General features: G+C 35.1%; 14 protein-coding genes. 11 read left to right on the top strand and 3 right to left on the bottom strand.

What is annotated here, in order from left to right; all coding sequences use genetic code 11:
- Window positions 1–6: 6 nt before the first annotated feature.
- The 4 genes from MJQ71_RS01210 (at window position 7) to MJQ71_RS01195 (ending at window position 3,828) form a co-directional block, all read left to right on the top strand.
- Window positions 7–996, top strand: a complete 990-nt coding sequence (locus MJQ71_RS01210) for a YhdH/YhfP family quinone oxidoreductase (RefSeq protein ID WP_238803893.1) — start codon at window positions 7–9, stop codon at window positions 994–996.
- A 96-nt stretch (window positions 997–1,092) separates the two neighbouring features.
- Window positions 1,093–2,271 carry an acyltransferase family protein gene (locus MJQ71_RS01205; protein WP_238803892.1) on the top strand — a complete coding sequence of 393 codons (1,179 nt, stop codon included), beginning with the start codon at window positions 1,093–1,095 and terminating at the stop codon, window positions 2,269–2,271.
- A 401-nt stretch (window positions 2,272–2,672) separates the two neighbouring features.
- The gene (locus MJQ71_RS01200) at window positions 2,673–3,422 is read left to right on the top strand and encodes a phage tail-like protein (RefSeq protein WP_238803891.1); all 750 of its coding nucleotides are present in this window, start codon (window positions 2,673–2,675) and stop codon (window positions 3,420–3,422) included.
- A gap of 64 nt (window positions 3,423–3,486) precedes the next feature.
- Complete coding sequence (locus MJQ71_RS01195; RefSeq protein ID WP_238803890.1) at window positions 3,487–3,828, top strand: LytTR family DNA-binding domain-containing protein; 342 nt, start codon at window positions 3,487–3,489, stop codon at window positions 3,826–3,828.
- Between the two features lie 53 nt (window positions 3,829–3,881).
- Here MJQ71_RS01195 and MJQ71_RS01190 read toward each other — a convergent pair whose 3' ends face one another.
- A complete protein-coding gene (locus MJQ71_RS01190; protein ID WP_374759606.1) occupies window positions 3,882–4,940 on the bottom strand; it encodes a zinc dependent phospholipase C family protein in 1,059 nt (352 codons plus the stop codon).
- A gap of 363 nt (window positions 4,941–5,303) precedes the next feature.
- Here MJQ71_RS01190 and MJQ71_RS01185 point away from each other — a divergent pair, with 363 nt between their 5' ends.
- The 5 genes from MJQ71_RS01185 to MJQ71_RS01165 all read left to right on the top strand — a co-directional run bounded on the left by MJQ71_RS01185 (window position 5,304) and on the right by MJQ71_RS01165 (window position 9,101).
- Window positions 5,304–5,717, top strand: coding sequence for a Dabb family protein (locus MJQ71_RS01185; protein ID WP_238803889.1), 414 nt, complete (start codon window positions 5,304–5,306; stop codon window positions 5,715–5,717).
- 173 nt (window positions 5,718–5,890) lie between these two features.
- A complete protein-coding gene (rpsT, locus tag MJQ71_RS01180; protein ID WP_238803888.1) occupies window positions 5,891–6,145 on the top strand; it encodes a 30S ribosomal protein S20 in 255 nt (84 codons plus the stop codon).
- Between the two features lie 182 nt (window positions 6,146–6,327).
- Entirely contained in the window at window positions 6,328–7,011 is a 684-nt protein-coding gene (radC, locus tag MJQ71_RS01175) for a RadC family protein (protein WP_238803887.1), read from the top strand.
- A gap of 86 nt (window positions 7,012–7,097) precedes the next feature.
- On the top strand, window positions 7,098–8,717 hold the full coding sequence (locus MJQ71_RS01170) for an ABC-F family ATP-binding cassette domain-containing protein (protein WP_238803886.1): 1,620 nt from the start codon (window positions 7,098–7,100) through the stop codon (window positions 8,715–8,717).
- A 99-nt stretch (window positions 8,718–8,816) separates the two neighbouring features.
- A complete protein-coding gene (locus MJQ71_RS01165; protein ID WP_238803885.1) occupies window positions 8,817–9,101 on the top strand; it encodes a rhodanese-like domain-containing protein in 285 nt (94 codons plus the stop codon).
- A gap of 303 nt (window positions 9,102–9,404) precedes the next feature.
- Here MJQ71_RS01165 and MJQ71_RS01160 read toward each other — a convergent pair whose 3' ends face one another.
- Together MJQ71_RS01160 and MJQ71_RS01155 are read right to left on the bottom strand one after the other, a co-directional pair.
- Entirely contained in the window at window positions 9,405–11,057 is a 1,653-nt protein-coding gene (locus tag MJQ71_RS01160) for a S41 family peptidase (protein WP_238803884.1), read from the bottom strand.
- Between the two features lie 136 nt (window positions 11,058–11,193).
- Entirely contained in the window at window positions 11,194–11,697 is a 504-nt protein-coding gene (locus MJQ71_RS01155; RefSeq protein WP_238803883.1) for a SixA phosphatase family protein, read from the bottom strand.
- Between the two features lie 228 nt (window positions 11,698–11,925).
- Between MJQ71_RS01155 and gyrB the strand changes: the two genes are divergently transcribed.
- On the top strand, window positions 11,926–13,899 hold the full coding sequence (gene gyrB / locus MJQ71_RS01150) for a DNA topoisomerase (ATP-hydrolyzing) subunit B (protein ID WP_238803882.1): 1,974 nt from the start codon (window positions 11,926–11,928) through the stop codon (window positions 13,897–13,899).
- A gap of 91 nt (window positions 13,900–13,990) precedes the next feature.
- Window positions 13,991–14,524 (top strand): DsrE family protein, encoded by a 534-nt coding sequence (locus tag MJQ71_RS01145; RefSeq protein ID WP_238803881.1) that lies wholly within the window; start codon window positions 13,991–13,993, stop codon window positions 14,522–14,524.
- Window positions 14,525–14,560: the final 36 nt, after the last annotated feature.

The raw sequence follows: 14,560 nt of genomic DNA, 5'->3' as shown, positions 1-14,560 counted from the left end.
ATACAAATGTCAACATTTCAAGCATTTTACGTCACAGAAAAAGAAGATAAAACATTTGCACAAGCAATTATTGAGCGAAAAATCGAAGATTTACCCACTGGCGAAGTGTTAATTAAAGTAAATTATTCTTCCTTAAATTATAAAGATGCTCTTTCTTCAATAGGTAATCGTGGTGTTACTCGCTCTTATCCTCATACGCCTGGAATTGACGCAGCAGGTGTGGTAGAAGAAAGTATTTCTACGGATTTTCAAAAAGGAGACAAAGTTTTAGTAACAGGCTTCGACCTCGGAATGAATACATCGGGAGGTTTCGGGCAGTACATTCGTGTTCCTGCAAAATGGGTTGTCAAACTTCCTCGTGGACTAAAACCCAAAGAAAGTATGATTTTCGGAACGGCAGGTTTGACAGCCGCCTTATGTATCGACAAACTACTACAAAACGGGCTAAAACCAGCAAACGGAAAAGTAATTGTAACAGGTGCAACAGGTGGCGTTGGTACGATGGCAGTAATGATTTTGTCAAAATTAGGATTTCATGTTGTAGGTGTAACAGGCAAACCCGAAGGCAGAGAATTTCTGTTAAAAATCGGTGCAAAAGAGGTTATTTCACGAGAAGAAATAGATGATAAATCTAATCGCCCACTTTTGAAAGGAATTTATGCTGGCTGTGTTGATACTGTGGGCGGAAATATGTTAGCAACTATTCTGAAATCTATGCAATACAATGGCGTAGTGGCTATTTGTGGTTTAGTAAATTCTCCAGAATTACCGACGAGCGTGTTTCCTTTCATATTACGTGGCGTTTCTATGTTTGGTATTGATTCGTCAGAATGTGATATTGAATGGCGTAAAAAGCTTTGGAAAAACCTCGCAAAAAACTGGAAACCATCAGATTTACGAGAAATCACTAAAACAATTACCTTAAAAAACTTAACGAAGGAAATCAAAAAAATATTAGCAGGAAAGCAAATTGGCCGTGTAGTTGTTCGATTATAATTAATTAAACGATTGAGAGGCATAATGTCTCTCAATCATTTGATTTTATAATAGTATAATTTTATTATCTTTAAGGCATATTTAACCCCTAAAACTATGCCTTCTTTACCTGTAAGACTCACATCGGCCGATGTCTATCGTGGGTTTGTTATGCTGCTCATGATGGGCGAAGTACTCAGCTTTCATAAAGTTGCTGACGCCTTGCCAGAAAGCTCATTTTGGGCTTTTTTAGCCTTTCACCAAGACCACGTCGAATGGATTGGCTGCTCATTACATGATTTGATACAGCCGTCGTTTTCGTTTTTAGTTGGCGTGGTTCTGCCCTATTCAATCGCTAATAGATTAACACAAGAAAGTAGTTTTAGCACCGTTTTTGTACATGCACTCAAACGTTCTTTGATACTTATTTTGCTTGGAATTTTTCTTCGTTCACAATACAAAACTCAAACTTATTTTACTTTTGAAGATACCCTCAGCCAAATCGGTTTAGGTTATCCAATCTTATTTTTGTTAGGCTTTCGTTCGCAGAAAGTTCAGATTTCGGCACTTGTCATTATTCTTGTTGGTTATTGGCTAGCTTTTGCACTTTATCCGCTACCAGATGCGAATTTCAACTATGCTAATACAGGTGTTTCACCAAATTGGGAACATAATCTAACGGGATTTGCAGCTCATTGGAACAAAAACACAAACCTTGCTTGGGCATTTGACCAATGGTTTTTGAATCTATTTCCAAGAGAAAAACCTTTTCTTTTCAATGGGGGCGGTTATGCAACTTTGAGTTTTATTCCAACTCTCGGCACAATGATTTTGGGACTTCTTGCAGGAAATATCTTAAAATCTGATTCTTTAGCAAACGAAAAACTAAAAACATTTGTCATTTTGGGCATTTCTGGTCTTTCAATAGGATTAATTTTAAATTTATCAGGCATTTGTCCAAATGTGAAACGAATCTGGACACCAACTTGGGTACTTTTTAGCGGAGGATGGTGCTTTCTATTCTTAGCTTTTTTTTACTGGATTGTTGATTTAAAGCAAAAACAAGATTGGTTTTATTTCTTGAAAGTAATCGGAATGAATTCGATTGCGGCCTATTGTATTGCTGATGCGTTGGGTGTTTATATTTCAAAATCACTCAAAATTCACTTGGGAGAAAACTATGGAGCAATTTTCGGAATTCCTTACCAATCACTCGTTCATGGGGGATTAATGCTATTACTTTATTGGTTAATTTTAAATTGGCTATTTAAGAAAAAAATATTTATTAGAATCTAAGAATTTTAATATTTCAGCATAAAGATACACCAAGTTTTAAAACTCAATCTAAACCTCCTTTCTTAGATTGAGTTTTTTTATACTCAAAGATTACAATTTTCTCAGATAAATATTTTCAATGTCAACTTTAGTTTGCTACCGCCCAATCACCTTAATTTATTTATAATTATTACTTCTCTTATTTTGTTCATAAATGTGTGAATTAAGTAAATAATAGATATAATTATGTAATACTTACTACGAATATTCGGTTCAACTTTGCAGAGTAAAAGGTATTTCACAAGTATAATATTTGCTTGGTAAGTCAAGCCTACATCCCAAGAAATATGTTAACGGTATTGAAATCCTTCTTCAACAATTTACATTTTTTACTCTCTTTTAACATGAAAACATTATTAAAAATGAAAAAACTTATTCGCACATCCATCTCTATTTCAGGTAATTTACGGAGTGCCGCAAAAATCACTTCTATCGTTTGGCTCATTACTTTTAGTTTTAATGCGGCTACATTTGCCCAAAATAATCCCTCCGCAATGTTTGAAGTAGCAGCTAACAATAAAGGAGTACTAATTCCTCGTGTCAGTTTAACATCACCGACCGATGTCAGTACTATCATTTCGCCTGCTACTTCATTATTTGTGTATAACACCGCTACTGTGGGTATTCCCCCAAATAATGTTTCTCCTGGTTTTTATTATTGGAATGGCAGCAAATGGGGTGTTTTAGGGAATATCTTAACATTTGCTGAATTTTATGCCCTTATGCCTGGCGATAATACCGCTACCATTGCAGCAGGTGCAGCAGTTCAATTTCCACAAAATGGCATATCTAATGGAATTATCACACGTATAAATACCAGCCAGTTTTCTATCCCTTCAGTAGGGATTTATTTGGTTGATTGGCAGGTAAGTATTGCCGAAGCTGGACAACTAATTTTGCAACTAAACGGCACTGATATTCCAACAAGCGTGGTGGGGCGTGCAACAGGCACAAGCCAAATAAGTGGCCACACAATGATTACAACAACATTACCAAATTCGTTACTTCAAGTTGTCAATCCGAGTGGCAATCCAATTGCTCTTACAATCAATCCAACTGCAGGTGGAACTCGTGCTGTTACAGCAAATCTAGTCATCACTCGCATCCAATAGCACTTTCATTCAATAGCAAATATGCTAAATGAGCTTTTTTCCTATTGATTAAATATGATGCCAAATGAAAACAGCAATAGAAGTTGGAGGTAGAACCAAATTATTCTCCGAAGATGTGGCATATTTTGAAGCCAACATAAACTATACGATAATTCATTACTATAAAGGTAGAAATAAAATCGTTGCAACAACCATAGGGCAGATTCACAAGCGTATAGGGGAAGAATGTGGCTTTATTCGTCCAAATAGAGCTTATCTTATCAATCTTCAATTTATTAATAACTATCAATTAGGCGAATTATTGCTACTTAATAATATGAAAGTGAATATTTCAAGAAGAAGGATAAAGCAATTAAATAGCATTGTAAAGAGGTATCTTGAGAAAAAGAAAACAATTAATATTTAATCTCTATTATTCCGCAGAGAAGTACTATTGGTATTTCTCTGCGGAAATAATTGTCAATTATCACCCTCTTTTCTCACATCAAAAACCTTTTGTAGCCAAGATTTTTTCTCCAAATCATCGGCTTCTTTTTCATCTTTACTTAACTGATAATTAAGTAATTGAGTCAAATCTGGCTGTCCCGCATCAATCCAACAAGTCAACCAAAAATCACCAACCATTTTAATTGACGCACGCATTTGGCGTTCAACTTGATTTTTGAGCATTTCATGGTAACGCATTGAAAACTCTTTAGAATAATTTTTCATCGTAACGCCATTTCGCTCATCAAAACCAAATTTTTTATCATCTGAAAATTGATTAGTTAATTTGCGTTCAAAAATTAAAACTGAATCCAGTGCAGCATGAGCATTCATCACGGCCTGCCACGCACGCTTTTGAGGAATCTGAACATATTCGGCTTGACCAACAAAAAAATCATATTCCTCAGAAAACAACTCAGGTAATCGGCTTTCCCAAAAACCATGAATTCCAATTTGGTTAGTCAATTGTCCGTTATAATTTTTTGTTGTGTGCAGCGGTACATTGGCATCGGCAATATAATGCCCAATATCAGCCGAAAGCATCAAAATTCGTCGAGCATCTTTTTTTCGAAAAGCTTCGGTTAATTGAAATTTCATAAAATTGATATGCCAAGGCACAATTCCATGTCGATTTAAGGTATCTTCCGAAAGTTTTTCTGCTGCTTCCCGCCAAGAAAAAGTAGGTAAAAGCAACTTCAAGGAATCTTTATAAATATCTAAATCAATAAAGTGTCGGGGAGCTTCTTCTTTCACAGCATAACGCCTTTGGTCAGGATTAACGGCATTTTCTGTAATGAAATCAATATTCTTTTTATAAAATCCAAACATTTCGGGCGGAAGCGTAAAAACGGCCAAACGGTTTATCTTTTGATGACCAAAAAATCCCCAAACCATTGGAAATTCTTTTTTGGTTTGCCAGCCCGTAGATTTTAATACAATGATAGCACTACAAAAAACTAAAATCTTCCCTTTTGCCAAACTCAAATGTACTATTTCCCGAAAACAATCGTTGCACTCACTCTTTTTTGCCATTTTTGTGGATTTTTATTCCCAAAATAAAATATTTTTTCTTGTATTTTCTAAAAAACTTCATACTTACACTTACATTTCAGAAAAATATCATTTTTAAAAGCATAAGCATTAAATTTAAAACCTACTTTCTAAATAAATAATATTTTTCTTAGAAAAACACTAAAAAATAAAACCTAAATCTAAATTATTTTAATTTTTATTGACAAATATCAGTTTTGTAAAATACGCTCGAAACCAAATAATATTTGGTAAAACATTATTTTTACGGAAACAATAAAATATTTTCTTGAAATAATGCAACATATTCAAATAATTTCTGTTATATTTGCATCATATTACAAAATATTATTCGGATATACAGAAATGAGTCAGACACAGAAAAAATCGTTATTAAGATATTTAATGCCAGCATTGGCACTTGGATTGTTCGCTTTTTTAATGGTAGCTTATGGTTCGGCATACACGCCTCCAAAAGCACAAAAGCAACGCATTGTTTGTTTTAAATTCAAACAAGGTACTTCAGCAGAAGCAATCAAAAAACACATGGATGGTTTTCAAGATTTGAAACGTGAATTACCAGAAATAGCTAGTTATTCAGCAGGTAAAACTTTTAACGAAGAAAATACAAAAGCTGAATACGACGTAATGCACTACCTTACTTTCAGAACTGATGCTGAGGTGGAGAAATTCCGTGAAAGTGTTCAATACCAATCATTTGAAAAAGCAAATGGTGAGAATTGGGAAAAAGTTTTAGTTATCAATTCAGAGATTAAGTAAAAACTTCTGTTCGAGGTAGTTCGTTCAATAGTTTAAAAACAAAAGCGGTACTGTTTGTAACATACAGTACCGCTTTTTTTATGAAAATATTTTAGTTTAAGTTTTTTATTTAATATTATTTCCTTAATTTTGCAGTCCAATTTCAGAGTAAGACAATTATTATATAAAATACAATGGCAAATCATAAGTCAGCATTAAAGCGTATCAGAGCAAACGAAACTAAGCGTTTGAGAAATCGTTACCAACACAAAACAACTCGTACTTTGGTTAGAAAGTTACGTGGTCTTAACGATAAATTAGCCGCTACAGAATTGTTCAAAACTGCAGCTTCTGCTTTGGATAAATTAGCTCGTAAGAACGTTATTCATAAAAACAAAGCAGCAAACTTGAAATCAGGTTTGGCTAAGCACATCGCTACATTAGCGTAATTTCGCGGAATGCCGCCCAGCGGAGTGTAACCCCAAAGAAATTCAATATTTTGCTCATGGAATATGTTCTCCGTGAGCATTTTTTGTTTCAGTTTTGATAAAAAATAGTCAGCAGTTTTTAGCCATGAAATTAAATATTTTTAAGTAATGATTATTTCAAGCTAAAAACACAATGACAAAGCATGATAAATAATATTCTTTCGTGGGCTGAAGAAGACCGTCCAAGAGAAAAACTCTTGATGAAAGGCAAAGCAGCCCTAACTGACGCCGAACTAATTGCAATATTGATTGGCTCGGGTTCACGAGAATTATCAGCAGTAGATTTATCAAAATTAATTTTGCAGAGTGTCAACAATAACCTTAATGAGCTTGCCAAATTAAGTATCAATGATTTAATTAAGTTCAAAGGAATTGGCGAAGCAAAAGCCATTTCGATTGCCTCAGCTTTAGAACTCGGACGACGAAGAAAGGAAAGTGAAGTTATCAAGAAACCAAAAGTTGGTTCATCTGCCGATGCGTACGAAGCAATTCGACCCTATTTGATGGATTTAACACACGAACAATTTTGGGTTTTGTTACTTAACAGAGCCAATGAAATTATTCGTCCACAGCAAATAAGTATCGGAGGAGTTGCAGGAACGGTAGCCGACCCAAAAATGATTTTTAAGGCTGCAATTGAACATTTAGCTTCTGCAATAATATTGGTGCATAATCATCCTTCGGGCAATTTGACTCCGAGCCAAGCGGATAAAGATTTAACGAAAAAAGTGAAAGAATCAGGTCGTATGCTTGATATTCCTGTACTTGACCACCTCATTTTTAGTGATAACGGCTATTTTAGCTTCGCTGACGAGGGCATATTTTAAGCAGTTACAATACAAAATATTTACAAAAACAGTAGAAGATAGAATTCATTCACATATTCTTAATTCTACATTCTTCATTCATTAAAATGCTTACAGTTTCAAATATCTCGCTAAGTTTTGGTAAAAGAACTCTTTTTGAAGAGGTAAATCTAAAGTTTACTCCAGGCAACGTTTATGGTCTTATTGGAGCAAATGGAGCTGGAAAATCAACTTTTGTTAAAATTCTTTCAGGTGAAATTGACCCAACCTCTGGAAATGTCAGTATGGACCCAGGCGAAAGAATGTCCGTTTTGAAACAAAATCAAAATGCTTTCGATGACGATACAGTTTTAAATACAGTTGTTCGCGGAAATGAGCGTTTATCTCAAATCATAGCTGAAAAAGACGCCATTTATGCCAAAGAAGATTTTTCAGAAGAAGATGGTAATCGTGCAGCAGAACTTGAAGCAGAATTTGCTGATATGAATGGCTGGGATGCAGAATCGGATGCAGCTTCGTTGCTTTCTGGCTTGGGCGTTAAAGAAGATTCACATTACACACTTATGGCCGACATGAATCCTGCGGACAAAGTAAAGGTTTTGTTGGCTCAAGCTCTTTTTGGAAATCCTGATATTTTATTACTTGATGAGCCTACCAATAACTTAGACATTGAATCTATTTTGTGGCTTGAAGGCTTTTTAATGAATTTTAAAAATACGGTTATTGTTGTTTCTCACGATAGACATTTCTTGGATAACGTTTGTACATATATTGCCGATCTTGATTATAAGAAAATTTCGTTGTACGGTGGTAATTATTCTTTCTGGTACGAATCTAGTCAATTAGCGGCTCGCCAAAAATCTGACCAAAACAAAAAAGCTGAAGAAAAAAAGAAAGAATTAGAAGATTTTATTCGTCGATTCTCGGCAAACGTTGCAAAATCTAAGCAAGCCACTGCTCGTCAAAAAATGATTGAAAAGTTGAATATTGAGCAAATTCAACCTTCTTCTCGTAAATATCCTTACATTGGGTTTAAACCAGAACGTGAAGTTGGAGACCAAATTTTGTTAGTTGAAAATTTGAGCTACAAATTAGATGACGGTTCTTACTTATTTAAAGATTTAAGTTTCCAAGTGGCTCGTGGCGAAAAAATTGCCTTTTTAAGTAAAGATGGATTGGCTGTTTCAGCTTTATTTGACATTCTTTCTGGAGAAAAACAACAAGCAAGCGGTACTTTCAAATGGGGAATTACGATTACTAACACTTATTTACCCAACGAAAATGCAAAATATTTCTCTGATGGTAGCCTTGATTTAGTTGATTGGCTCAGACAATATTCGACCGAAAAAGATGAAACTTTTATTCGTGGATTTTTAGGCAGAATGTTGTTTTCGGGTGAAGAAGCTCTGAAAAAATGTACAGTTTTATCAGGTGGAGAAAAACAGCGTTGTATGTTTTCAAGAATGATGCTTTCTGGAGCAAATGTTTTACTTTTCGACGAACCAACCAATCACTTAGATTTGGAGTCGATTCAGGCCCTAAATAAAGGCATGGAAGACTTTCCTAGCAATATTTTATTTACTTGCCATGACCATCAATTGACACAAACAGTTGCTACTCGTGTAATCGAATTGACGCCAAAAGGTTGCCTTGATAAATTAATAGATTTTGATGGGTATTTGACCGACGAGCGAATTAAAGCTCAACGTGATGCACTTTATAAATAAAGTAGTTTGATTGTAAATTTCACTACAATCATATTTGAACGTACCATATTTTAAGTAAAATATTGCTTAATTATGGTACGTTTTTTTCTAATAAAACTTATGCAAAATTTTACTGAAATATCCCAAAACGACTTAGAAAATATCCTTTCAGAGTCAAACAGTATTTTGTTGGATGTAAGAGAAATAACCGAATTTGCAGATTTTAATATCGGTGGTATTAATATTCCTCCGCATGAAATTATGGAGCGATTAGGTGAACTACAAAACTACACAAAAATTGTTGTAGCTTGTTCAAATGGTACTCGAAGTAGTATTGTGGCAAGGCTTTTAACAAAAAAACTACCTGAAAAAGCGATTTTCCACTTAGAAGAAGGTGTTTTTTAATTCAAAACCACGAGATACTAATTTTTGGAAATTAATCTCTCGTGGTTCAGAATATTATTAGAATCCGTCGTAGTCTCTATCTTTTTTTACTAACCATTTACCAACAGCAAAAGCTGAGAGCATTAAAATTGCAAAAAATGCAATTGCATACCAAGTAGGATATTGATAACCGAACATAATCGTATTGTTTAAATTATTGACCCCGCAAAAATACAACAAAATGAAAAAGATTATAGTCTTTTTCATAAAAATTTACAAAACTGTCAAGAAAAAGCTTTCACTATTCACTTACAATTCAATAATCTACTTACTACCCTTCAAAATTGCATTATAACGAGGCATATCTTTAAATAATTTCAAGGCTTCCTGCACTTCTTTATCTCGGTCGAAAGCCACAAACTTCATCGCTTTTTGGTAATAATATCGGCTCAAAATTTCAGCTTCTAACTGCTCTTTAATATCTTCCTTGTTTTTGATTAAATCTTGTTGTTTTCCTTGGTTAATTTTGTCTCGCAATGATTTGATTTGTTCTTGTACCAAATCCAAAGAGTTTTCTTTTTTTGCCGATGCTTCCAAGTTATCTAGGTTTTTTTCCATAGTGGTTGTATAAGTAAAATCTTTACTTTTTAGCCAAGATATAAACTCTTGAAAATCAGCTTCTTGTATTGAAAATTTATCTTTTGGTTTTTGATTGACATGTTCAAAATAGTATTTGGTTGCGTAATCAAAAATGTAGTTTTTCTGGATCAAATTAGCAGTTACGGCAGCCATTATTGGTACTTCTGTTTTGATGTCAGGGTCAACACCTCCACCATCATAAACTGTGCGTCCATTTTTTGTTTTAAAAGCAGTTTTTAATGAATCTGGCACTCGTCCTACGCTTCCATCAGGATTCCGATGGCTGTAATCTAAAGCCTGAATGCAACGCCCGCTAGGAATATAGTATTTTGCTGTTGTAATTTTCATTTTGGTATTATAACTCAAATCACGGGTTGTTTGCACCAAACCTTTTCCAAACGACCTTTGTCCAATCAAAACTGCTCGGTCGTAATCTTGAAGCGTTCCACTTACAATTTCAGCCGCCGAAGCACTTTGACTATTGATTAGAGCCACAATTGGCATCTCGGTATCAAGTGGCGTTTCAAGAGCCATGTATTTATGATTCCATTCGGCCACTTTTCCACGAGTTTCTACAATCATTTGGTCTTTCGGCAAAAAAGCATTACAGATTTCGACCGACATATTGAGCAAACCACCTGGGTTTCCACGCAAATCCAAAATAAGTTTTTTCATCCCCTGCCCTTTCAAATCATTGAAGGCTGATTTTACTTCTTTGGCAGCCGTTGCTGTAAAATCATTGAGTTGAATATAACCAACTTCCTCATTAATCATACCCGAATGAGGCACGTTTAATGTTTTCACAATGTCTCGTCCAACCACTAAATCCAAAGGAGAATTTTGGCCAAAGCGTTTTACTGACATCTTGACAGTTGTACCTGTTTGTCCTTTCATTAATCGACCAATATCAACACCTTTACGAGAAACCACGTCCACACCATCTACTTTCACAATTTCGTCGCCAATTTTCATTCCAGCTTTATCCGCAGGCGAACCTTCATAAATCATCACTACTACATGCTTGTTATCTCGGTGCGAAACTGTTGCTCCAATGCCGTTATATTTCCCTGTTGTCATGGTCATATAATCCTCAATATCATCTTCAGGGAAAAAGTTGGTGTAAGGGTCAAGTTGTTTAAGCATTGATTCGATGCTCAATCGCATGGCTTTATTTGGATTTATTTCATCCACATAATAAGCATTTAATTCCTTAAACATGGTTGCGAAAATGTCTAAGTTTTTGGCTATTTCAAAATAGCGGTCGTCATATTTAAAGGCTACGAAAGGAATCGTAACAACGGCTAGAGCAATTAAAGTAAATCTACGAAGGTTTTTCATACTATAAAATATTCAATATTTATGTGTATCACAATTATCAGAATTGTGTTTTTGAATGATGGCAAAAAAATGAGCAAAGCATATTCTTCAATTAACGCAAAAACTTAACCAAAAATATCATTTTGATTAGAAAGACCTATTGTGGAGATGGTTTTCCATAAGTTTTTGCAAAGAAACGCTTTTTTTTGACTGGAAAAAAAACTCTTTCTACAATGTACAAATTATCAAAATCATTATCGGCAATATCGGTTCGCAACGTATCACGCTCATACAAGCCATTGACAACGTATTTAACGGTATTACTATGTCCAACCACTAAGACATTTTTGCCTTTCATTTGCTTCAATTTTTCAATAAAAACCCGCATTGAATCGGCTGGCGATGCGGCATAAATTTGAGTCGAAATTCCTTTAAAATCGCCAAGTGGTTTTGCAGTATTCTTGGTACGTAAATAGTTGGTTGAATAAATCGTTGAAATTCCTTTATTAGCCAATTCATTTTTCAAATATTCAGCTCTTTCAAACCCTAATGTACTCAATGTTGGATTGCTAGAGTTATCAACTTTTTCGGCATGACGAACAACATAAAATGTTGACTTACAAGATGTTAGCAAAAAAATAAGACAAATAAATTTTCTCATAATATTGTTTTTAGGTGATAGTCAATTAGATAAAACTGTGAAATAAATTTTTAACCAAATAAGCTCCGAAAGACTATATTTATTGAACTTATCGTTCGATGATAAATTTTCAAAATTCGATTAAAATGTGTATCTTTACAACTAAATAACACTTAAAACTGTGAGTTTCAAAGTTAAGGAAAAAAAACAGATAAAATCTGTTAGTTAAATTTTCATAAAAAATAAATTATGGCAGAAAATCAAGATGGCGTCGAGCCAAAGAATTCAAGAGCAGATTATGGTGCCGAGAATATTCAGGTACTCGAAGGGTTAGAGGCAGTAAGGAAACGTCCAGCCATGTACATTGGCGATATTAGTGCGAAAGGTCTTCACCATCTCATTTGGGAGGTAGTTGACAACTCAATTGATGAAGCTCTTGCTGGACATTGTGACACAATTAATGTAACAATTAATGAAGATAATTCGGTAACAGTAAAAGATAATGGGCGTGGAATTCCGACGGGAATGCACTCTAAAGAAAAAAAATCAGCCTTGGAAGTTGTAATGACTGTACTTCACGCTGGTGGTAAATTTGATAAAGACACATATAAAGTTTCGGGTGGTTTGCATGGTGTAGGGGTTTCCTGCGTTAATGCACTTTCGACCCATCTTAGAGTAGAAGTTCACAGAGAAGGCAAAGCTTTTGAGCAAGAATACAACATCGGTAAACCACTTTATCCAGTACGTGAAATCGGAACGGCAAACGATACTGGTACACAAGTGACTTTCAAGCCTGATGATACAATTTTTACAGTAACTGAATACAAGTACGAAACTGTTGCCAATCGTTTGCGTGAATTATCTTTCTTGAACAAAGGAATCACGATTATTTTAAAAGATTTGCGTGAAATCGACGAAAAAGGAGAAGCTTTAACCGATACTTTCCATTCGGAAGGTGGTTTGGCTGAATTCGTGTCTTATATTGATGCAGGTCGTGAGCGTTTGATTCCCGAACCAATGTATATGGAAGGAATCAAAGACGGTGTGCCTGTTGATGTTGCTATGCTTTACAACACAAGTTATAGCGAAAACGTATCTTCGTTTGTAAACAATATCAATACACACGAAGGCGGTACTCACGTTTCAGGTTTTCGTATGGCGTTGACTCGTACTTTGAAAGGTTATGCTGAAAAATCTGGAATTTTAGCCAAAGAAAAAATCGAAATTAGTGGCGATGATTTCCGTGAAGGATTAACAGCGGTTATTTCTGTAAAAGTTCAAGAACCACAATTTGAAGGACAAACTAAAACCAAACTTGGTAATAGCGAAGTAACAACCGCTGTGAGTTCGTGTGTTTCTCAAATGCTTGAAAACTATTTGGAAGAACACCCAAGAGAAGCCCGAATCATTGTTGACAAAGTTATTTTGGCTGCCAAAGCACGTATCGCCGCTAAAAAGGCACGTGAAATGGTACAGCGTAAAAATGTTTTAGTGGGAAGCGGCTTACCCGGAAAATTGGCTGACTGCTCAGAATCTGACCCTACGATTTGTGAAGTTTATTTAGTAGAAGGTGACTCGGCAGGCGGCTCGGCTAAACAAGGACGAAACCGTGCTTTTCAAGCGATTTTGCCTTTACGTGGTAAAATTTTAAACGTAGAAAAAGCTCAAGAATTTAAAATTTATGAGAACGAAGAAATAAAAAATATGTTCACCGCATTGGGTGTACAAATCGGTAGAGAGGGCGATGAACGTGCATTGAATACTGATAAACTTCGTTATCATAAAATTATTATCATGACCGATGCTGATATTGATGGTAGTCATATTAGAACTTTGATTCTGACATTCTTCTATCGTTATATGAAAGAACTGATTGATAGAGGATTTATTTACATCGCTCAACCGCCATTATATTTGGTAAAGAAAGGAAAAGAAGAGGAATACTGTTGGACAGAAGAACAGCGTGAAATTGCTGTAAAACGTTTAGCAGGTGGTGGAAAAGAAGAGAATGTGGGTATTCAACGTTATAAAGGTTTGGGTGAAATGAACCCAGAACAACTTTGGGAAACGACGATGCGTCCTGACAAACGTACCTTGAAACAAGTAACTGTTGAGTCAGCAGCAGAAGCTGACCATCTTTTCGCCATGTTGATGGGCGATGAAGTTGGCCCACGTCGTGATTTCATCGAGCGTAATGCAAAATATGCTAAGATTGATATTTAATTAGTCGATAAATTATAGTACTTTAGGCAGTTATCTTAAACAGCACATGTTTTTGATAACTGCCTTTTTTCAATCTAAAACCTTCATCATAATGAAAAAAATACTGATTATTTGCATCATTTTCCTTTCTGGAAATATCGTTTTCGCTCAACAGAAAAAATTTCCTGTCATAAAAAGTGGCGGCGGAATGTTTGAAGTGCCAGAAGCCACACCTGTAGCCGACAAAAAATTGAAGTATAAAATTATTGTTGACCTTTCAAAATCTTCGGACAAACCTGATTCTGTTAATGCTTCTTTGGATAAACTCGCTCGATTGGTCAATTTACACCTTGAAGCAGGCATTCCAAAAGAGAATTTATCAGTTGTAGGGGTGTTTCATTTTTTAGGAACACCTTATATTTTAGATGACGAGACTTACAAGAAAAAATTTGGTATTGCAAATCCTAACACTCAACTAATCAATGAATTAGCTAAAAATGGGGTGCGTTTTTATGTATGTGGACAATCGCTTCGAGCTAGAAAAATGGTTGATGACCCTCGAAATGAAAACATTAAAGTTGCTCAATCTGCATTGATTACGTTTTCGACTTTTCAAAACATGGGTTATGCGTTGATTTTACCATAGATTATAAAAAATTGTAGAGACATTGCATAAATGTCT

The sequence above is a fragment of the Emticicia aquatica genome (assembly GCF_923079645.1).
Classification (GTDB): domain Bacteria; phylum Bacteroidota; class Bacteroidia; order Cytophagales; family Spirosomataceae; genus Emticicia; species Emticicia aquatica.
The sequence above is the reverse complement of the archived record's forward strand: the minus strand, read 5'-3'. Positions and strand labels throughout refer to the sequence as shown.